Origin of the sequence: Clostridium sp. AF29-8BH (assembly GCF_003478145.1) — a bacterium.
Taxonomy (GTDB): domain Bacteria; phylum Bacillota; class Clostridia; order Lachnospirales; family Lachnospiraceae; genus Otoolea; species Otoolea fessa.
Window position 1 is genome coordinate 172,716 of record NZ_QUEL01000003.1, and the last position, 21,035, is coordinate 193,750.

Below are 21,035 nucleotides of genomic sequence, written 5' to 3' on the forward strand. Positions count from 1 at the left end.
TTCTATTTTTTCGCGTGCTTATCGTTGTACTTCTGCACCATCTTGGCCTTGGAAGCCAGACTGCCCGGCTTCGGATCGGAATTGTAAAATGCTTCAGACGCCTCCATCTGCTTTTTATTGCGGGAGATCTTGTCCTCTTTCGCCTTGCTTTCCGCATCCTCGCGTGCCTGAAGCGCCTTTAAATTCACGCTTGCCTTCTCGCTGACATTGGCCGGCGGCAGACCTTTTCTCGCTCTCTTCTTGTTCATCTTCTCCACGTTGCGGCGGATCAGATCATCGACATCGATCTTGTTCATATGTGCATTTACGATCAGCTGCTGAACGAGCTGGAATGCACCCTGAACGACCCAGTAGATACCGATCGCGGACGGCAGGGAGAAACAGAAGAATACGGACATCAGCGGCATCGTGATCATCATGCTGTTCATCATGCTCGCGCCCGGCGCGTCCTGATCCACCTGCTGTAAATTGGAAATCAGCTTGGTGGAGAGCCACTGGGTCAGACCTGCGAGGATCGGGATGATCCATGCGATCGTGATGTGGTTAAAACCGGTAAACGGCGGAGTTGCCAGATTGATGCCGAAGAAATAGTTCATCTGCTCAATCTTGCCCGCATTTTCTGCGATCGTCGAAGAGATCTGCGGGAATAAACTTTCCAGCGTATCCCATCCAGCCGGTGTCAACTTATATAACATATCTACGACTTTGTTTGCCACGGTGTAGTCTACCTTGTCCACCGCCATGCCGACACCGCTTGCCAGCTCGGAAATCTTGTTGACGTAATCCGGCTGCTCCATCAGCGGGTTCGCTACGTTGTCAAAAAAGACACGTACTGACGGTACGTATGCCGGAATGTTGTAGATAACCCGGTACAAAGCGAAGATAATCGGAAGCTGAATCGCCATCGGCAGACATCCTGCCATCGGATTCGAGCCATATTTCTCATAAACTGCCTGCATCTCGACCTGTTGTTTAGCCATCGATGCCTGATCGGTTTTTCCCTTATACCTATTCTGAACCGCCTTGATTTCAGGGTTCATAAGCGACATAAGTTTTGACGATTCCTGCTGTTTGATCGTCAGAGGAAATAACAGTAACTTTGTGATAATGGTAAACAGGATGATACACAGACCGATATTCATGATCCCCATGCTGCTGGTAATCCGGAATAAAAAGTCCATGATATAACCAAACACGCTGGCGATCGGTCCCATGATCGAACCTGCCTTTGTCGCAACTAAAACGCTAACGTCCAATGAACTACCTCCTCATCCTTTACGGAACTGGATCATAACCGCCTTCTGCAAATGGATTACAGCGAAGAATCCGCTTACATGCCAAAATCATACCTTTTACAGCGCCGTACTTTTTAAGTGCCTGGATGGCGTACTCCGAGCACGTCGGCGTGTACTTGCAGTGAGGTCCTGTCATAGGGGAAATATAGAGCTGATATCCCCGAATCATCTTTATCAAGATCTTCTTAATCAATATTCTCACTTCGATTCTCCAGAATGTTATGCAGTCCGCATAAGTGCAGGTATGCACTCTCAATTTTTTTGAAGTCTGCTTCTTTCGCTGCCGGTCTGGCAACGACTACGATGTCTAATCCGAGTCTGACTCTGTCCTTATTTAACCGATAGCTCTCCCGTACCAACCTTGTCACGTGATGGCGGACCACGCTGTTTCCAACCTTTTTGCTGACGGAGATACCGATCCGAGGCTCCTTCCCGTCATCCACCCGCTTCACGTACATAACCAGAAGCTTATTGGCATAGGATTTCCCTGTCTTGTAAACCTTTTGAAATTCGCTGTTCTTCTTAATTGAATAAAACGCTTCATTAAAATCACCAATTCCCCTGCACCGAGTGTGCATCGCAGAGCTTTTCTTAATATTCTTAGAACTTTTTCTATGAATATTAAGAAAGGCCACAATCTATAACTCGATTGCGGCCTCGTTCATTAAGCAGATAATTTTGCTCTACCTTTTGCTCTTCTGGCAGCCAGAACTTTTCTTCCACCTGCGCTGCTCATTCTCGCACGGAATCCATGAACTTTTGCTCTCTGTCTTTTCTTCGGCTGAAATGTCATCTTCATGTCTGCATACACCTCCTCATCCATAATATAGTAAGAGAAATCCACGCTTCCTCCGGCTCACGCCGAAATCCGCATTCTTCTCAACATAGTTAGACTATTGTAATTAAACATCTTCTCCATTATATAGAAGAATTCCGCATTCGTCAACCACTATTTTGATCTTTTTAATCCCCATAGAACAAGGAATTTCTGTGGTTTTTCCACCATTTCGATCCTGCGTCCCCACAGATCGATCGTCGATTGCTGTCGAGGCACCTTATTGTATACAGTATACACACCGGGACGTTTCCATTTTGTGGATAAAAAAATCCTTATTTTATCAGCATTCCCGCCACCTATTCACAGCTTATCCTCCACTTATCCACATTTTGGGGATAACTTGTGGAAAAGCCGTGGAATACGATCTGGATAAGCTTCTGATTGTTCACACCCATTCACCAAAAAGCCTTATTTTTCGGCGTTTTTTCCACGTGGATAACTGAATTTCACTTATTCACATTGCGGGTTTTTATTGAAAAATGTGGACAAATCATGTAGAATAGAACTTAGATTGGGTTATTTTGCAGTTTTGGCTGCTTTTTACGTTTAGGAGACACAGTATGATAGAGAAAATTAAGGAAAAATGGGATGAAATTCTCCTCCATATTAAAGAAGAACACGAACTGACGGACGTTTCTTTCAAAACATGGCTGCTTCCGACGCAGCCTTATTCCATGAAAGACGGCACCCTTCAGATCCTGGTTCCGGATGTGCAGTTTCTCGGCTATATCAAAAAAAAATACGGACTTTTGATCCAGATTACCATCGAAGAACTAACCGGAATCGAGTGTGAGGTCGATTTTATCACCATCGAACAGGTCGATGAGCCGCAAAAAGAGACGGACAAAAGCCATCTGATCAACCGCCCGTCCGAGGTCAGCCGCCAGCTCATCCAGGATGCGAACTTAAATCCGCGCTACACATTCGACACCTTCGTCGTCGGCGCGAACAATAACTTAGCGCACGCCGCTTCCCTCGCCGTGGCAGAATCTCCGGGTGAGATCTACAACCCTCTCTTCATTTACGGGGGTGTAGGTCTGGGAAAAACGCATCTTATGCACTCGATCGGACATTTTATCTTAAAAAACAATCCAAAAGCGAAGGTTCTCTACGTTACAAGTGAGAAGTTTACGAACGAACTGATCGATGCGATCCGGAACAAAAACAATATTTCCACCACGGAGTTCCGTGAAAAATACAGAAACAACGACGTCCTCCTCATCGATGATATCCAGTTTATTATCGGTAAGGAATCGACACAGGAAGAATTTTTCCATACCTTCAACGCACTCTATGAAGCGAAAAAACAGATCATTATCTCCTCAGATAAACCGCCGAAAGAGATCGAGACGCTGGAAGAACGGCTTCGTTCCCGTTTCGAATGGGGCTTGACCGTCGATATCCAGTCGCCGGATTATGAAACCCGTATGGCGATCCTCCGCAAAAAAGAGGAACTCGAGGGCTACAATATAGATAATGAAGTGATCAAGTACATCGCCACCAACGTCAAGTCCAACATCCGTGAACTCGAGGGCGCCCTTACCAAGATCGTCGCCCTTTCCAAGTTAAATAACAAGGAGATCACGACGGAGCTGGCGGAGGAAGCGCTCAAGGATCTCATTTCCCCGAACGCGGAGAAAGAAGTGACCCCAGAGCTGATCATCCAGGTCGTTGCTGATCATTTCGGTATCACTCCGCTTGACATTTCCTCCCAGAAGCGCAACAAGGAGATCGTATTCCCGCGCCAGATCGTGATGTATATCTGCCGTTCGATGCTCGGAACTTCCCTGCAGAATATCGGCAAATATTTAGGCGGTCGGGATCACACGACGATCATCCACGGTCACGACAAGATCGCTGCCGATATGGAGAAAAACGAATCGCTTCGCAATACAGTGGAAATCTTAATGAAAAAGATCAGCCCACAGTAGGTTTCTTCCACAATTTCGCGTGGAAAAGTGGTTGAAAACCTGTGGATAACTTTTCCCACATTTTGCTCCATTTCAGGGCTGTGGATAATTCAAAAGTTATCCAGCCGGTTCCGGACAGTTTTACACAGCCTTTTTAACCATTCAAAAGGAGTCTGAACCCCTGTATTTTCGGGGCTGTCCGGAGAATTCCACATATTCACAGCCCCTACTACGATTGCGACGGAATTTATATATATCTTTTCTTTCCGTTCCACGTTATTTTTAGCAAAGGAGTTATCAACAAACATGAAGCTTTCATTTGAAAAAGATCATTTAATGAACGGCATCAACATTGTTCTGAAGGCCGTTCCTTCCAAAACTACCATGCCGATTCTCGAATGCATCCTGATCGATGCTGTTTCGGATGAGATCAAACTGACCGGCAACGATATGGAGCTGGGAATTGAGACGAAGGTCGAAGGAACGATCCTGGAACGTGGAAAAATCGCTCTTGATGCCAAGCTTTTTTCCGATATTATCCGCAAGCTCTCCGGCGAAAATTCTACGATCACGATCGAATCGGATGAAAAATACAACACGACGATCACCTGTGACAAGGCTATTTTCCAGATTCAGGGCAAGGACGGCGATGAATTTTCCTATATTCCCCACATTGAGCGGGATAAATTCATCACACTTTCCCAGTTTACCTTAAAAGAGATCATCCGCCAGACGATCTTCTCGATCTCGCCGAACGACAGCAACAAGATGATGACCGGTGAGCTGATGGAGGTCACCGGCAATGAACTTAAGCTCGTTTCCCTCGACGGACACCGCATGTCGATTCGCAAAGTTGCATTAAAAGAACAGTACAGTGATATAAAAGTCATCGTTCCTGGCAAGACTTTAGGTGAGATCAGCAAGATCTTAAACGGTGACAACGACTCTGAGGTACAGATTTTCTTCAGCACCAACCACATCATGTTTGAATTTGACGACACGATCGTGTTATCCCGCCTGATTGAGGGCGAGTATTTCCGGATCAATCAGATGCTTTCCTCCGATTATGAGACGAAAGTTACCTTGAACCGCCGTGATTTCATGGATGCGATCGACCGTGCGAGCATTCTCGTCCGTGAAAATGATAAGAAACCTTTGATCTTAAACTTTACCGATGAAGAAATGGAGTTAAAGATGCATTCCGCCTTCGGTACGATGGATGCCCGTCTGGCGATTACCAAGTTTGGAAAAGACCTGATGATCGGCTTCAACCCGAAGTTTTTGGGTGATGCGCTGCGAATCATCGATGATGAGGAAGTGACTCTGTACATGATGAATCCGAAATCCCCGTGCTTTATCCGGGACGAGGAGGAGACTTACATCTATCTGATCCTGCCGGTCAATTTCAATGCGGCAGCGATCTAACCTGCCATTTTTAGACATGGCAGGTGCAGGCAGACAGTGACAGAAAGGATCTGAAATAAGATGGAGATAAAACTGAGAGATGAATTTATAAAACTGGGTCAGGCGCTTAAGGCAGCTGGTCTGGTAGAGTCTGGCGTGGATGCTAAATTTGCGATTCAGGACGGGCTTGTGAAGGTCAATGGCGCGGTGGAGATGCAGCGCGGCAAGAAGCTTTACGACGGGGACAAAGTCGAGTATGACGGAGAGACCGTAACAATCACCAAATAAAGGATGGTTTCATGTTTATCGAATCGATCGAACTCAAAAATTACCGCAATTACGGGGAATTACATATGGATTTTGATCCGGGGACGAATGTTCTCTACGGGGACAACGCGCAGGGTAAAACCAATATTCTTGAAGCGGTCTACGTGTGTGCGACGACCAAGTCCCACCGCGGCAGCAAGGACAGGGAGATCATCGAATTCGGAGAGGACGAGTCCCACATCAAGATGCAGCTTCGCAAGGACGATGTGCCGTACCGGATTGACATGCATCTAAAGAAAAATAAGACGAAGGGCGTGGCGGTCAACGGGATCCCGATCCGGCGGGCGAGCGAGCTTTTCGGCATTGTTAACGTGGTGTTTTTTTCGCCGGAAGATCTGAATCTCATTAAGAACGGGCCGGCGGATCGGCGCCGTTTTATTGATCTGGAATTATGCCAGTTAAACCGGCTCTACGTCCATTCGCTGGTGCAGTACAACCGGGTGGTGATACAGAGAAATAAGCTCTTAAAGGAGCTGTTTTTCCATCCCGAGTACGAGGAGATGCTGGATATATGGGATATGCAGCTTGCTTCCTACGGGCGGGAGGTGAGCCAGTACCGGCGGGAATTTATCGGTGAATTAAACGAATTGATCCGTCCGATCCATCAGAAATTGTCGGGTGGAAAGGAAGAACTCGTCATCCAGTATGAGCCGAACACGGAGGCAGATCAGTTGGAAGCGGCAGTCAAAAAGAGCCGCGAGGCGGACCGGAAGCAGAAGACAACGCTGGTCGGACCACACCGGGATGACTTAAGTTTCTATGTCAACGGAATTGACATCCGGCGCTTCGGTTCACAGGGACAGCAGAGAACGGCGGCATTATCGCTCAAACTGGCGGAGATTGAGCTGGTTAAAAAGATCAAAAAGGAGTATCCGATCCTGCTTCTCGACGATGTTTTGTCGGAGTTAGATGGAAAACGGCAGGATCATCTGCTCGCCAGCATCCGCCACATACAGACGATCATTACCTGTACGGGCTTGGATGATTTTATCAGCCACAGCTTCCAGATAGATAAGACCTTTCGGGTCGTGAGCGGGACGGTCACCTGTGAACGTCCAAACAAGACAACTAGTCAGACATAAAACAGCAAGTGAAGGAGGAACTATGGGTTCAGAATACAGTGCAGATCAAATACAGATATTGGAGGGATTGGAGGCGGTCAGAAAGCGTCCTGGTATGTATATAGGCAGCACATCTGTAAGAGGCCTCCATCACCTGGTGTATGAGATAGTTGACAACTCCGTGGATGAGGCGTTAGCCGGATTCTGCAGTCACATCGAGGTGCAGATCAATGCGGACAATTCCATCACGGTACAGGATGACGGTCGTGGTATCCCGGTTGATACTCAGAAAAAAGCCGGACTTCCGGCGGTTGAGGTCGTATTTACGATCCTGCATGCGGGCGGCAAGTTCGGCGGCGGCGGATACAAGGTATCCGGCGGTCTGCACGGCGTAGGCGCATCGGTTGTAAATGCTCTTTCCGAGTGGCTGGAGGTTGAGATCTGCCGCGATGGAAAGGTATATAAACAGCGCTATGAGCGCGGCAAAACGATGTATCCGCTGAAAGTAGTCGGTGAGTGTGCTCCGGATAAGCACGGCACACGGGTCGTATTCCTGCCGGATAAGGAGATTTTCGAGGAAACGGTCTACGACTATGATACGTTAAAAGTACGCCTGCGTGAGACGGCATTCCTGACGAAAAACTTAAAGATCACCCTGCGGGATGACAGAGAAGTGAAGCATGAGAAGACCTTTCACTATGAGGGCGGTATCAAGGAATTTGTCACCTACTTGAACCGGAGCAATGAGAAGCTCTATGAACCGGTTATCTACTGCGAGGGCATCAAGGACAAGGTATTTGTCGAGGTGGCGATGCAGCATAACGATTCCTACACGGAAAATATCTACACCTTCGTCAATAATATCAACACACCGGAGGGCGGTACCCATCTGGCCGGCTTTAAGAGTGCTCTGACGAAGACTTTTAATGACTATGCGAAGAAAAATAAGCTTCTGAAGGAAAATGAGCCGGCACTCAGCGGTGAGGATATCCGCGAGGGCCTTACAGCGATCATCAGCGTTAAGATCGAGGAGCCGCAGTTTGAGGGACAGACGAAGCAGAAACTCGGCAACAGCGAGGCCCGCGCGGCGGTCGATGCGATCGTGAGCGAGCAGCTGACATATTTCCTGGAGCAGAATCCAACGGTTGCCAAGATCATCTGTGAGAAATCAATTCTTGCCAAGAGAGCCCGCGACGCAGCCCGCAAGGCGCGCGAGATGACGAGACGTAAATCAGCGCTTGACGGCATGGCGCTTCCAGGAAAATTAGCCGATTGTTCCGACAAGAATCCGGAAAACTGCGAGATCTACATCGTAGAGGGAGATTCCGCGGGTGGTTCTGCGAAAGAGGCTAGAAATAAATCCAATCAGGCTATTCTGCCTCTTCGAGGCAAGATCTTAAACGTAGAAAAAGCAAGACTGGATCGAATTTACGGCAATGCGGAGATCCGTGCGATGATCACGGCATTTGGTACCGGTATTCATGAAGATTTTGATATTTCAAAACTTCGTTACAACAAGATCATTATCATGACCGATGCCGATGTGGATGGTGCACATATCAGTACCCTGCTTCTGACGTTCCTGTATCGTTTTATGCCGGATTTGATCCGGGAAGGACATGTATATCTGGCACAGCCGCCGCTTTATAAGATCGAGAAGAATAAGCGTGTCTGGTATGCATACAGCGATGATGAGCTGAATTCGATTCTGACTGAGATTGGCCGTGACAACAACAATAAGATCCAGCGTTATAAAGGTCTGGGTGAGATGGACGCGGAACAGCTTTGGGAGACTACCATGGATCCGGAGCGCCGAATTCTTCTCCGTGTCCAGATCGACAGTGAGACTGCTTCGGAGGTTGATCTGACATTTGCTACCCTGATGGGGGATCAGGTTGAGCCGCGCCGTGAGTTTATCGAGGCAAATGCGAAGTACGTAAAGAACCTGGATATTTAATTAAATTTAAGTCACTTAAATCCTTTTGAGGACGAAAGGAGTATAGATGGAACCAAATATATTTGACAAAATTCATGACATTGATCTGAAAAAGACAATGGAAACGTCTTACATCGATTATGCGATGAGCGTTATTGCTGCCCGTGCACTTCCGGATGTGCGGGATGGCTTGAAACCGGTGCAGAGACGAGTGCTTTATTCGATGGTTGAGCTGAATAATGGACCGGATAAGCCCCACCGTAAGTCAGCCCGTATCGTCGGTGATACAATGGGTAAATACCACCCACATGGTGACAGTTCAATCTATGGTGCGTTGGTAAATATGGCTCAGAAATGGGCTACCCGTTACCCGCTTGTAGATGGACATGGAAACTTCGGTTCCATGGACGGCGACGGCGCCGCAGCGATGCGATACACCGAGGCAAGACTGAGCCGTATTTCCATGGAGATGCTGGCGGATATTGGCAAGAATACCGTTGATTTCATGCCGAACTTTGATGAGACTGAGAAAGAACCGACGGTTCTTCCGGCTCGTTTTCCCAATATTCTGGTAAATGGCGGCACCGGTATCGCCGTTGGTATGGCAACGAATATTCCGCCTCACAACCTGCGTGAGGTGATTGCTGCCGTTGTCAAGATCATAGACAACCGGGTGGAGGAAGACCGCCCGACTACCATCGAAGAACTGATGGAGATCGTAAAGGGACCTGATTTCCCGACAGGAGCAACCATCCTTGGAAAAGCAGGCATCGAAGAAGCGTACAGAACCGGACGCGGCAAGATCCGTGTACGGGCTGTATACAATATCGAGGCCATGGCAAATGGCAAGAGCCGTATCATCGTGACAGAGCTTCCTTATGCAGTGAATAAGGCTCGTTTGATCGAAAAGATCGCAGAGCTTGTAAAGGATAAAAAGCTTGATGGAATCACGGATCTGCGTGATGAATCCAACCGTGAGGGACTTCGGATCTGCATTGAACTGCGCCGTGATGTGAATGCCAATGTCATCATGAACCGTCTGCTGAAGCATACACAGCTGCAGGACACCTTTGGTGTGATTATGCTGGCGCTGGTTAATAATGAGCCGCGTATCTTAAATCTGCAGCAGATCCTGGAATATTACTTAAAGCACCAGGAGGATGTGGTAACCAGAAGAACCAAATATGATCTGAACAAGGCAGAAGAGAGAGCCCATATTTTGGAAGGTCTTTTAAAGGCACTGGATCATATCGATGAGGTTATTAAGATCATCCGCGGTTCTGCCAATGTTCAGGCGGCGAAAGCTCAGTTAATGGAGCGTTTTGATCTTTCGGATGCACAGGCACAGGCCATCGTAGATATGCGTCTGCGTGCTCTGACCGGTCTGGAACGCGAGAAACTGGAAAATGAATATAAAGAGCTGGAGGCAAAGATTGCAGAGTTGAAAGCGATTCTGGCAGATGAGAAGAAACTTCTGTGTGTTATCAAGGAGGAGATCTCCCTCATCGCTGATAAATACGGAGATGACCGCCGTACCGCCATCGGATATGATGAATACGATATGTCTGCGGAGGATTTGATCCCGGATGACGATATCGTTGTGACCATGACCAATTTTGGCTATATTAAGAGAATGTCCAGCGATAATTTCAAGAGCCAGAACCGCGGAGGCAAGGGAATCAAGGGCATGCAGACTATTGAGGAAGATTATATCGAAGATCTGCTGATGACCACAACCCATCATTATGTGATGTTCTTTACCAACAAGGGACGCGTATACCGTCTGAAGGGATACGAGATTCCGGAGGCAGGACGCACTGCCAGAGGTACTGCCATCGTGAATCTGCTTCCGCTGATGCCAGGCGAGAAGATCACATCCATCGTTCCTATGAAGGAGATCGATGATGAGAAATATCTCTTCATGGCAACCCGCAATGGTATGGTTAAGAAGACTCCGATGAAGGAATACAGCAATGTCCGCAAGAACGGTCTTCAGGCGATTGTACTTCGTGATGATGATGAATTGATCGAAGTTAAGGCTACCGATAATACCGAAGATATTTTCCTGATCACAAAGAAAGGTATGTGTATCCGATTCCATGAGACCGATGTCCGCGTAACAGGCCGTGTTTCCATGGGGGTTATCGGCATGAAGTTTGATGAAGGCGATGAAGTCATCGGTATGCAGATGGCCAGCCAGGGAGAATGCCTGCTGGTGGTATCGGAAAATGGTTATGGAAAACGCACTCCGATTGATGAATTTACAGCCCAGAACCGAGGCGGCAAGGGCGTGCGCTGCTATAAGATCATCGACAAAACCGGTGATTTGGTGGGTGCAAAGCTGGTAGATAATGAGCGCAAGATCATGCTGATTACCAATGAAGGCATCATCATCAAGATGGCAGTCAGCGACATCTCGATTATCGGACGCAATACCTCCGGTGTGAAGCTGATGAGTATTGATGCTGAATCCGGCATAGCAGTTGCAAGCATCGCCAAGGTGCGGGAGAGCGACAAGGATGAGGATGAAGAAGACGAATTTCTGGAGGAACAGGACGGAGAAGAAACCGAATCTGAGAATACGGAAGAATAAAAGTTACAGTTCAGCCATGCGCTGGTTTGAATGAGAAAGTGTGTTGCAAGCTTGCTTGCATAAGCACTTTTTCATCCAAATCAGCATATGGTGGACCCACCATGCTTCTTGTTTTCATGAATATGGAAACAAGAAGATGTCATGGCTGAACTGTAACGAATAAAAAGTAAAAAAGATCAGATATCCTTGATCCTTGAAAAGAAAATCATAAAAAAGAGAACATCCGGCAATTCATAAACTGGAATTAGCGGGTGTTCTCTTTTTGATCTTTATAAGGCGCAGTATTTTAACAGCGTCACAGCGTCGTTTCTCTCTGAATGAGTCGGCACCTGAATTCCTGGTAGGTAAATTCAGATTCACGGTTTTCGATCATAGCAAGAAGAAGTTTGGCAGCATACTCGCCCATTTGATCGTAGGGAATATCAATGCCGCTGATAGAAGGATAGTCCATTTCATAGAAATTCACCTCGTTCAGGAAGATATGGCGAATTCTCTGAGGGATGGAAAAGCCTGTTTTTAATATTTCACGCTGCAGCAGCAGTCCAATGTCGTAGTTTTGAGAAATGGCAAGATCAAAACTGCGGTTTTCCATGTATTTAGCTAAAAATTGCTGCAAATGAATCAGATCACGATCCTTGATAGGACAGATCACGTGCTCCAGATGGCAGTTCGGTGCCGTCCGGCGAAGCAGGGATTCAAAAAGCGGATATTTATTATTGACTAAAAGACCGTCATTGCTGATGGAAAAATACCGCACTTCGCGGATTCCCTTTTCCAGGCAGAAGGAGGCACATTCCTGCAGGGCATATTCAAATGCATGGGGGAACGGCGTTTTTTTTGAGAAAACCCCGTCCATACAGATAACCACATAGGGAATATGATTTTCATCGGCCGGTTTTGTAAAAGCAGCGTGATCATCGTTGGAAATAAAAATGAGTCCATCGATCACGTTGGAATAATAGCTTTTGACATAATCCGGAGAAGAATCTATATCATCCATTTCATTGAAAATCGTGATGGTATAGTCGATCTGGGACAGGTACTGGCTGATTCCGGTAAAAGCATTTAAGAAAGCCTGGCGGCTGTAATCCTTTGCACATACAATTCCGATGGACGTGCAGTTTTTGGTCCGCATGCTTTTGGCGGAAGCATTGGGATAGTAGTGAAGTGTTTCAACGGCATCTAAAACCTTGCGTCTGGTTTCCTCACTGATCTTCTGATTCTGGCGATTATTGATCACATAAGATACAGTCGCCTGAGAGACTCCGCAGAGTTTTGCGATGTCTTTTGCAGTAACATTTTTTTTCATAATTTTGTAGACTCCTTATAACACTTTTACAGTTTATTAAATTTCTCTAAAAATGTCTATAGAAATTCACTAAAATACACAATAATTTAATATTGCTAAAAAAATAATTGAAATGCCGATCCTTTTGTGATATTCTAACAATACAAAATTCACTTATACGTATAAGTTTGGAATGGAGGAAAAAATGGGAAAAGCAAACGAACAAGCAAAAGATAAGCCTTCGTTATTAAACCGCTGGCTGAACGGAATTGAGAAAGTCGGAAATAAACTTCCGCATCCGATTTCTATTTTTGCAATTTTAGTTCTCTTTGTTATCGTTCTTTCTGCTGTCTGTGAGATGGCTGGAGTTTCGGCAACAGGTGAACTGGTTAACCGTTCTAAGGGAGTCGTAGAGACTCAGACGGTTCAGGCTGTCAGCCTTTTGAATGGTGAGGGGCTTGTGTATATGCTGACACATGCAATCACTAACTTTACAGGATTCGCTCCTTTGGGAGTTGTCCTGGTAGCTATGTTTGGTATCGGACTTCTGGAGGACAGTGGTTTAATCGGCGGCGCATTAAAGTCTGCTGTAGAGGTTACTCCGGCTAAGTTAATTACTCCGATGATCGTATTCTTAGGCGTTATGTCCAACCTGGCCGATGCAGTTGGATACATCGTTCTGATTCCGATCGCAGCACTGATGTTCATGGCATACAATCGTCATCCGGTAGTTGGTATGGCTGCAGCATTTGCAGGTGTATCCGGTGGTTTCTCTGCAAACTTATTAATCGGTACTCTGGATCCGCTTCTTTGCGGTATTACCAACGAGGCTGTAAAGATGGTAGACCCGACTTATGTAGTTGAGCCGACCGGAAACTGGTACTTCATGATGGTGTCTACCTTCCTGATCACAATTTTAGGTACTATCATCACTGAGAAAGTCGTTGCACCGCGTTTTGGTGAGTATCACGGCAATGGGGAAGAGAATGAAACAAGCTCTGAGTATAAATTAAACGACCAGGAAAGAAAAGCTCTGAAAGTAGCTGGTTTAACCTTACTGGTTATGATTCTGGTTCTGGTAGCTTTCTGTCTCCCGGCTAACTCTGTTATGAGAGCTGAGGACGGAACACTGTTAGGAAACTCCCCGTTCATGGAGGGCATCATCCCAATTATCACTGTACTTTTCTTCGTACCGTCTGTTGTATATGGTCATATGACTGGTGTATATCACGGAGAGAAGGATGTCTGCAACGCAATGGGACGTGCCATGGGAACCATGAGCTCCTACATCGCTCTGACCTTTGTGGCAGCACAGTTTATTAACTTCTTTGGTTATACCAAATTAGGAACGATCCTTGCATTAAAGGGAGCTGAGTTCTTTAGAAACTCTGGTATTGGAACTATCCCGACCATGATCTTATTCGTTCTTTTTGCAGCATTCATCAACCTGTTCATGGGTTCTGCATCTGCAAAATGGGCTCTGATCGCTCCGGTATTCGTACCGATGTTCATGCTGTTAGGTTACACACCGGAGTTCGCTCAGGTTGCTTACCGTATCGGTGACTCCTGTACAAACGTTATCACTCCGATGATGTCCTATTTCGCAATGATTATCGTATTCATGAAGAAATACGATAAAGAGGCTGGTATCGGAACCCTGGTTTCCACCATGCTTCCGTACAGTATCTGCTTCCTGATTGGATGGAGTATCCTGTTAGTATTATGGATCGTACTTAACCTTCCGTTAGGACCGGGCGTTGGAATGTTTCTTGGCTAATGGGGCTGAATTGTTACGATAATTTAAATAACTAGAATAAGATGTACTCTGGGAATGTTTTATGCGGAATGCATAGACATTCCAGGAGTACATATTTTTTCAAAAAAATTGCATGAAGGAGGAAATAATGAACCAGACAAATATAAAAATTGGACAATTAAGAGATCGCATGAAAGAACTGGGAATCGATGCATACCTGGTTCCGACTGCGGATTTTCATGAATCTGAGTATGTAGGCGAATTCTTTAAATGCCGTCACTTCCTGACCGGTTTCAACGGAACCGCTGGAACGGCTGTTATCACTATGGACAAAGCCGGACTCTGGACAGACGGAAGATACTTTGTACAGGCAGAAGAGCAGCTTTCAGGCAGTGAGATCAAATTATACCGCATGGGTGAATCTGAATTTCCGACTCTGGACGAGTTTTTAGAGGAGGAGCTTCCGGTTGATGGATGCCTTGGATTTGACGGCCGTGTTGTAAACTCTGAGCTGGGGTATGGTCTTCAGAACTTACTGCAGGAAAAAAATGTAACAATCAACTGCAGCAAGGATCTGGTAGGTGAGATCTGGACTTCCCGTCCGGCTATGTCCTGCGAGCCTATCTGGAGCCTGGATGTAAAATATGCCGGAAAGAGTACCGTAGAGAAACTTTCTGATCTTCGTGATGCCATGAAGAAAAATAAAGCACAGATTCATCTGATGACGGCCCTGGATGAAATCGCATGGTTATTCAATCTCCGTGGAAACGATATTGTAAATAACCCGGTATTTCTGTCCTATGCACTTATTACACAGGATGAAGCTTATTTATACGTACAGAAAGAAGCCATCAAAGAAGATACTAAGATGGGAAAAGAGGTTTGTGCGGCTTTAGCTGAGGCAAAGGTTCAGGTAAAAGAGTATGCGGAATTCTTACAGGATGTGGCAGCCCTGAAGAATGAGAAGATTCTTCTGGAACGCAAGAAAGCAAGCTTTGCTGTATGCGAGAGCATTGATGCTTCCTGCCGTATCATAGATGAGATGAATCCTTGTGCGACCATGAAGCTGTTAAGAATGCGACCGAGATCGAAAATATGCGTAAGGCCCATTTAAAAGATGGTATAGCTGTTACCAAGTTTATGTACTGGCTGAAGCATACCATCGGAACCTGCGATATGACAGAGATGACAGCGGCTCATAAAATTGAAGAACTGCGAGCAGAGCAGGGCAATTATATCGAGCCAAGTTTCGTAACCATTGCAGCTTACAAGGAAAATGCAGCAATGTGCCATTATCATCCAAGCGATGAGGTATGCAAGAAATTAAAACCGGAAGGTCTTCTGCTGGTAGATTCCGGAGGACAGTATTTAGAGGGAACTACTGATATCACAAGAACCTATGCGTTAGGACCTCTGACCGAGAAGGAAAAAGAGTACTACACAATCGTAGCAGCCGCTATGCTGAAGGTATCAACCATGAAGTTCCTTCACGGCTGCCGGGGAATCAACTTAGACTACACCATTCGTGAAGCATTCTGGAAACGTGGTCTTGATTTTGCACATGGTACCGGACATGGTGTTGGATATCTTTCTAACGTACATGAGAGACCGAACGGACTGCGCTGGAAGGTTGTTCCGGAGCGTCAGGACAGCGCTGTGATCGAGCCGGGCATGATCTGCTCCGATGAGCCGGGTCTGTACTTTGCTGGCGATTTCGGAACCAGAACAGAGAACCTGATCTTATGTGTCGAGGATGAGAAAAATGAGTACGGACAGTTCCTGAAGTTCGAATTCCTGACCAAGGCGCCGATTGACTTAGAGGCACTGGATACACGTTTCATTGATGACGCGGATATCGAGCGCTTAAATACATACCATAAAGACGTATACGAAACCATTTCTCCGTACATGAATGAAGAAGAAAAAGAGTGGTTAAAACATGTGACAAGAGAAATTTCAAGATAATATGATGTTACAGTTCAGCCATGCGCTGGTTTGAATGAATATGGAAACAAGAAGATGTCATGGCTGAACTGTAACAATATAATACCTCCTGAATAGATAGAGATAAATTCAAGTCGAACGTCCGTGAGACTTGGCGCGTGATTCTGGTCAGCAAAGCTGGCATATTCCTATCAGAATCACTGCGCATGAGATCAAAATCTATTCAGGGGGTATTTTTATTACATCTATTCAGAAATGATTGCAAGATTATTTAATTTCTATTATGATGATATAAGAGTCAGTAATAGATAAAACAGAGCGGTTCTGTCAGCAGGGGCAGATAAAAATTTCATGGAAGAAGGGTAGTTTTCAAATGAGAAGAATCAATGTTGAAACCATTACACAGAATATCAAAGAAATGTGCATTGAGGCCAACCATTTTCTGTCACCGGATATGAAAAAGGTGTTTGATGAGGCGGCAGCGAGTGAAGAATCTCCATTGGGACGTCAGATTTTAGGCCAGCTGGAAGAAAACTTATGTATCGCTGGTGAGGAGATGATTCCGATCTGCCAGGATACCGGAATGGCAGTTGTGTTTATCAAGGTAGGACAGGATGTACATCTGATCGGCGGTTCTCTGACTGATGCTATCAATGAGGGCGTGCGCCAAGGATATGTAGACGGATATCTCCGTAAATCCGTGGTTAAGGATCCGATTTACCGTGAGAATACGAAGGATAATACACCGGCTATCATTCATTATGAGATCGTAGAGGGTGAGCAGGTAGAGATCACGGTGGCTCCGAAGGGGTTCGGAAGTGAAAATATGAGCCGTATATTCATGCTGAAACCGGCAGATGGAATTGAAGGAGTCAAGGATGCTATTCTGACAGCGGTGCGGGATGCGGGACCCAATGCCTGTCCTCCGATGGTAGTAGGTGTCGGAATCGGTGGAACCTTTGAAAAGTGTGCAGAGATGGCGAAGCACGCGCTGACCAGAAATCTGGAAGAGGAATCACCGGTTGAGTATGTGCGTGATCTGGAAAAAGAAATGCTTGAAAAGATCAATAACCTTGGAATCGGTCCTGGCGGTTTAGGCGGACGGACAACCGCCCTGGCTGTCAATATTGAAACCTACCCGACCCATATTGCAGGGCTGCCGGTAGGCATCAATATCTGCTGTCATGTAAACCGTCATGCGCACAGAGTGATTGATGAATATTTTTAGGATTGCGAAAGTGCGAAGCACATAGCAATCCGGTATCAAAAGGGGAAAAATCTCTTGTGACCCAAACATCGTTTGATAGTATAAAGAATGTACTCTCGGAGTCTTTCCTGCACAAAAGGATACCGAGAGCACATAAGATAGATTTGGAGGAAAATATGGATAAAACAATCACAGCTCCAATTGACAGGGAGACATTAAAAAGCCTGCATGCAGGTGATTATGTATATATAAGCGGAACCATCTATACGGCACGTGATGCAGCTCATAAGCGCATGATAGAGACGCTGGATGAAGGAAGAGAACTTCCCCTTGATCTGAAAGATAATGTAATTTATTATATGGGACCGTCACCGGCCAGAGAGGGCCGTCCGATTGGTTCTGCAGGTCCGACCACAGCCAGCCGTATGGATAAATATACTCCAAGACTTCTGGATCTCGGCATGGGAGCCATGATCGGAAAAGGAAAGAGAAGCCAGGCAGTCATCGATGCCATCGTTCGCAATGGTGCCGTTTATTTTGCGGCAGTGGGCGGAGCCGGAGCAATTCTTTCAAAGTGCATTAAGGAATCGGAAGTGATTGCATACGATGATCTGGGAACAGAGGCGATCCGAAAATTGACGGTAGAAAATATGCCTATGATTGTGGTAATTGATTCCGAAGGAACAATCTTTACGAGACCGCAGTAAAGGAATATCAGAGATAGGATAATAAGATATCAGATGTGGGATGACTCCCATCCCGCAGCAAGAATGCAGATGCATTTTTGAGTTTTATGAAGAGAGGTTATTGGCTGTTTTGCAAATAACCTCTCTTTTGTCGTGAAGAATAAAGTTATAATTGATAGAGATAAACCATGATTGGCATGGTTATCATACAAAGCAGAGTGGTAATTACGTTAATGGCACCAGCATAGCGGGCATCTTTTCCATATACCTGGGCCATCTGCGTGATTGTGGAGGCGGATGGGGTGATTGTGGCTAACAGGGTGACAAGCAGAATTTGTGAACCATTCTCAGCAAAAGAAGCAAGGCTGCTGAATTTAAGAAGTAAAATTGTCAAAAGCGGTACACCGATGAGTCGCAGAATCGTGACAAGTCCAATATGGGGAAAAGCCAGAATTTCCTGGGGCGTGGTTCCGGCAATCAGCATTCCTGAGATCAGCATGGCCAAAGGACCAATCATGCTTCCCAGGGAGTGGACAGCGCTGTCCACTGGATCGGGAAGTGAAATCTGTGCCAAGAATAGAAAAATACCGAATAAAATGGCAATCATATTTGTATTTGTTATGATTTTTTTAAAATCAGGCTTCTTTTCTTCACAGATCATCATTTTGCCATGACTCCAGAGAAGAAAAAGCTGTACAGAGACGTAGGCGCTGGAATAAATAACCCAGTCTGGTCCTAGAATAGAGGAAACAAGCGGTATAACAAGATTTCCTGCATTAGAGTAGATGATAGAGGCTTTTTCAACTCCGTTAAGATGAAGAAGAGGTCCTATAAAGTAAAAAAGGACAATCAGGATGAGATGGATCAATACAGCAGCAGCCACCGCCAAAAGAAGCCCATTTAGGATGGAAGGGCTGCAGCTGACCTGAAAAGCAGATAAAATCGAACAGGGGACTACGATATAGACAGACAGGCGTGAAAGAATGCGGCTGTCATCTGAGCGGCAAATGCCAGTCTTTACCAAAACAAAGCCTAAAAACATGATGATAAATAATGCCGCAATTTTACCAACTAAAATTCCAATGGACATAATACGTTTGCTACCTCCTCATAACAGGGCATAGAGACAGAATATTTTTTTGCAAGTCGGAGGGGCTCCATGACAAGTCCGTCCAGTTCCGATGGTTTTCCTTCCATTATGTCACGCTGCATGGAAGTGGTGGCATCGGCAGATAAGTTGGAAAGAATCTCCAGATTTATTTTTACATAGTCTTTTTCAAAGGGATATCCCATGGCAGCAGCCAGAGCGCTGATTTCACGAATCATGGATTTAAATAATTCACGGGCAGCTCCTTCCTTTTGAAAATCTCCGGCTACGGCATGAAGGTAGACTCCGGCAGCTCCGATAGGGGAGACATAGGAAAATTTCTCCAAAGCATCCCTTTGGATATGGGTGGATAAAACTCCATCGATACCGCTTTCGCAAAGATCCGATTGAATGACTGATAAAATCGGAGAAATATAGGAAGGATCCCTGGGACCGAAGACAACCCTTAAGATAGGACCGTGCTGAACTAGAACACCGGGATGTTCTAAGGATGCAGAAACATAGATGCATCCATCCAGAACGGTACAATCCGGTAATTCTTTCTGCACCCTGGCACCGGTTCCATATATATTTAAGATGGGAATAATAATTGTGCGGGGACCAGTGGTCTGTCGGATAAAAGGAAGGACGGAATCAAGGGAATATTCTTTTACGCATATAAAGATAACCTCCGGAGCCAGGGAAAGAGCACAGGATTTTTCCATGGATAATGCACGAACCTCAAGATGTTCTTCCGTCTGATCCCAGAGATGACGAATGATGAGACCGTTATTACGCATAGCATCAAGGTTGGAACCACGGGCAATGAATGTAACATCCTTTCCAGCTTTTGTAAGAGCAGAGCCAAGAATTCCACCAGTACCGCCGGCTCCCAGGATCATATATTTTAAATTCATAAAAAAACTCCTTTCTGAATCCTAATCTGGATTGCTGCGTGCGATGCGATGCACTCCTGCAATCCGCCAAAACATCTATAGTATCATATCATAAAATATATTGAAAAATGGTGGTTTAAAGGAAATAAAAAAAAAGAAAAAACTTGGATAAATTTGCTTGACATTTTAAATTTTCTTTGATACAATGAGATACGCGTCTGACAAAGAAATGCGTTAAGATGCAATTGAATATTTTTTTTATTACTGCGGAGAAATACTCAAGAGGCCGAAGAGGCGCCCCTGCTAAGGGTGTAGGTCGGGCAACCGGCGCGAGGGTTCAAATCCCTCTTTCTCCGTTTCTTTTTTTAAAAAAGCTAGAAAAAATAAAAACAAAAAAGTGCTTGACACTGATGAGTTTTCGTGATAAACTAGCTGAGCTGTTGAAGAAACGGCGCTTTTGAAAAAGAAAAACAAAAAATAAATTAAAAAAAGTTGTTGACAAGCAAGAATGCTTATGATAAAATATATGAGCTGTCGCTGAGACAACAAAGAACCTTGAAAACTGAACAGTATGTAAAATCCTGAAAATTCTAAGAACAAAGGCTTTTGGTTAAGCCTTGAAGTTCAAGAGAACATTCAGAACAAAACCAAAACAACAGTAATAACGGTTAAAATTAGCCAAGCGAATTTTGACTGGAATCAAAACTTTAACATGAGAGTTTGATCCTGGCTCAGGATGAACGCTGGCGGCGTGCTTAACACATGCAAGTCGAACGAAGCAATCTAGCGGAAGTTTTCGGATGGAAG

17 protein-coding genes, 1 tRNA gene, 1 rRNA gene and 1 pseudogene are annotated in these 21,035 nt (G+C 45.5%); 13 read left to right on the forward strand and 7 right to left on the reverse strand.

Features of this window, described 5'->3' with window-relative positions; genetic code table 11:
- Positions 1-2 precede the first annotated feature (2 nt).
- The 4 genes from DWZ16_RS03925 to rpmH form a co-directional block, all read right to left on the reverse strand.
- Positions 3-1,256, reverse strand: coding sequence for a YidC/Oxa1 family membrane protein insertase (locus DWZ16_RS03925; protein WP_333489788.1), 1,254 nt, complete (start codon positions 1,254-1,256; stop codon positions 3-5).
- A 19-nt stretch (positions 1,257-1,275) separates the two neighbouring features.
- Positions 1,276-1,488, reverse strand: a complete 213-nt coding sequence (gene yidD, locus DWZ16_RS03930) for a membrane protein insertion efficiency factor YidD (protein WP_107000957.1) — start codon at positions 1,486-1,488, stop codon at positions 1,276-1,278.
- Positions 1,481-1,873, reverse strand: a complete 393-nt coding sequence (gene rnpA, locus DWZ16_RS03935) for a ribonuclease P protein component (RefSeq protein WP_118522299.1) — start codon at positions 1,871-1,873, stop codon at positions 1,481-1,483. Before rnpA ends, yidD begins: the two co-directional genes overlap by 8 nt.
- An 86-nt stretch (positions 1,874-1,959) precedes the next feature.
- The gene (gene rpmH, locus DWZ16_RS03940; RefSeq protein ID WP_087225913.1) at positions 1,960-2,094 is read right to left on the reverse strand and encodes a 50S ribosomal protein L34; all 135 of its coding nucleotides are present in this window, start codon (positions 2,092-2,094) and stop codon (positions 1,960-1,962) included.
- 599 nt (positions 2,095-2,693) lie between these two features.
- Here rpmH and dnaA point away from each other — a divergent pair.
- The 6 genes from dnaA (at position 2,694) to gyrA (ending at position 11,364) form a co-directional block, all read left to right on the forward strand.
- Positions 2,694-4,064 carry a chromosomal replication initiator protein DnaA gene (dnaA, locus tag DWZ16_RS03945; RefSeq protein ID WP_118522300.1) on the forward strand — a complete coding sequence of 457 codons (1,371 nt, stop codon included), beginning with the start codon at positions 2,694-2,696 and terminating at the stop codon, positions 4,062-4,064.
- Positions 4,065-4,349: 285 nt separating this feature from the next.
- Positions 4,350-5,468, forward strand: coding sequence for a DNA polymerase III subunit beta (dnaN, locus tag DWZ16_RS03955; RefSeq protein WP_022358494.1), 1,119 nt, complete (start codon positions 4,350-4,352; stop codon positions 5,466-5,468).
- Between the two features lie 60 nt (positions 5,469-5,528).
- Positions 5,529-5,735, forward strand: coding sequence for an RNA-binding S4 domain-containing protein (locus DWZ16_RS03960; RefSeq protein ID WP_107000960.1), 207 nt, complete (start codon positions 5,529-5,531; stop codon positions 5,733-5,735).
- An 11-nt stretch (positions 5,736-5,746) separates the two neighbouring features.
- Positions 5,747-6,856: a DNA replication/repair protein RecF gene (gene recF, locus DWZ16_RS03965; RefSeq protein ID WP_117796771.1), complete on the forward strand. Its 1,110-nt coding sequence runs from the start codon at positions 5,747-5,749 to the stop codon at positions 6,854-6,856.
- A gap of 22 nt (positions 6,857-6,878) precedes the next feature.
- On the forward strand, positions 6,879-8,792 hold the full coding sequence (gene gyrB, locus DWZ16_RS03970) for a DNA topoisomerase (ATP-hydrolyzing) subunit B (protein WP_107000962.1): 1,914 nt from the start codon (positions 6,879-6,881) through the stop codon (positions 8,790-8,792).
- Positions 8,793-8,838: 46 nt separating this feature from the next.
- The gene (gene gyrA, locus DWZ16_RS03975; protein WP_117796769.1) at positions 8,839-11,364 is read left to right on the forward strand and encodes a DNA gyrase subunit A; all 2,526 of its coding nucleotides are present in this window, start codon (positions 8,839-8,841) and stop codon (positions 11,362-11,364) included.
- 295 nt (positions 11,365-11,659) lie between these two features.
- Here the strand turns inward: gyrA and DWZ16_RS03980 are convergent, their stop codons facing one another.
- On the reverse strand, positions 11,660-12,673 hold the full coding sequence (locus tag DWZ16_RS03980) for a LacI family DNA-binding transcriptional regulator (RefSeq protein ID WP_118469371.1): 1,014 nt from the start codon (positions 12,671-12,673) through the stop codon (positions 11,660-11,662).
- A gap of 184 nt (positions 12,674-12,857) precedes the next feature.
- Here DWZ16_RS03980 and DWZ16_RS03985 point away from each other — a divergent pair, with 184 nt between their 5' ends.
- The 5 genes and pseudogenes from DWZ16_RS03985 to DWZ16_RS04000 all read left to right on the forward strand — a co-directional run bounded on the left by DWZ16_RS03985 (position 12,858) and on the right by DWZ16_RS04000 (position 18,283).
- Positions 12,858-14,429: an AbgT family transporter gene (locus tag DWZ16_RS03985; RefSeq protein WP_107000965.1), complete on the forward strand. Its 1,572-nt coding sequence runs from the start codon at positions 12,858-12,860 to the stop codon at positions 14,427-14,429.
- A gap of 127 nt (positions 14,430-14,556) precedes the next feature.
- Complete coding sequence (locus DWZ16_RS16555) at positions 14,557-15,522, forward strand: aminopeptidase P family N-terminal domain-containing protein (RefSeq protein ID WP_412694277.1); 966 nt, start codon at positions 14,557-14,559, stop codon at positions 15,520-15,522.
- The gene (locus DWZ16_RS16560) at positions 15,504-16,373 is read left to right on the forward strand and encodes a M24 family metallopeptidase (protein WP_412694278.1); all 870 of its coding nucleotides are present in this window, start codon (positions 15,504-15,506) and stop codon (positions 16,371-16,373) included. The genes DWZ16_RS16555 and DWZ16_RS16560 overlap by 19 nt, the downstream gene beginning before the upstream one ends.
- A gap of 352 nt (positions 16,374-16,725) precedes the next feature.
- Complete coding sequence (locus tag DWZ16_RS03995) at positions 16,726-17,580, forward strand: fumarate hydratase (RefSeq protein ID WP_118522301.1); 855 nt, start codon at positions 16,726-16,728, stop codon at positions 17,578-17,580.
- A gap of 155 nt (positions 17,581-17,735) precedes the next feature.
- Positions 17,736-18,283, forward strand: a pseudogene (locus tag DWZ16_RS04000) (Fe-S-containing hydro-lyase).
- A gap of 128 nt (positions 18,284-18,411) precedes the next feature.
- Here the strand turns inward: DWZ16_RS04000 and DWZ16_RS04005 are convergent.
- Both DWZ16_RS04005 and DWZ16_RS04010 read right to left on the reverse strand, forming a co-directional pair.
- The gene (locus DWZ16_RS04005) at positions 18,412-19,335 is read right to left on the reverse strand and encodes an AEC family transporter (protein WP_118522302.1); all 924 of its coding nucleotides are present in this window, start codon (positions 19,333-19,335) and stop codon (positions 18,412-18,414) included.
- The gene (locus DWZ16_RS04010) at positions 19,317-20,249 is read right to left on the reverse strand and encodes a ketopantoate reductase family protein (RefSeq protein WP_118522303.1); all 933 of its coding nucleotides are present in this window, start codon (positions 20,247-20,249) and stop codon (positions 19,317-19,319) included. Before DWZ16_RS04010 ends, DWZ16_RS04005 begins: the two co-directional genes overlap by 19 nt.
- Positions 20,250-20,496: 247 nt before the next feature.
- On the opposite strand from DWZ16_RS04010, the gene DWZ16_RS04015 reads away from it, so the two are divergent.
- Together DWZ16_RS04015 and DWZ16_RS04020 are read left to right on the forward strand one after the other, a co-directional pair.
- Positions 20,497-20,584: transfer RNA gene (locus tag DWZ16_RS04015), tRNA-Ser, on the forward strand.
- A gap of 352 nt (positions 20,585-20,936) precedes the next feature.
- Positions 20,937-21,035, forward strand: a 16S ribosomal RNA gene (locus tag DWZ16_RS04020); the annotation flags it as partial.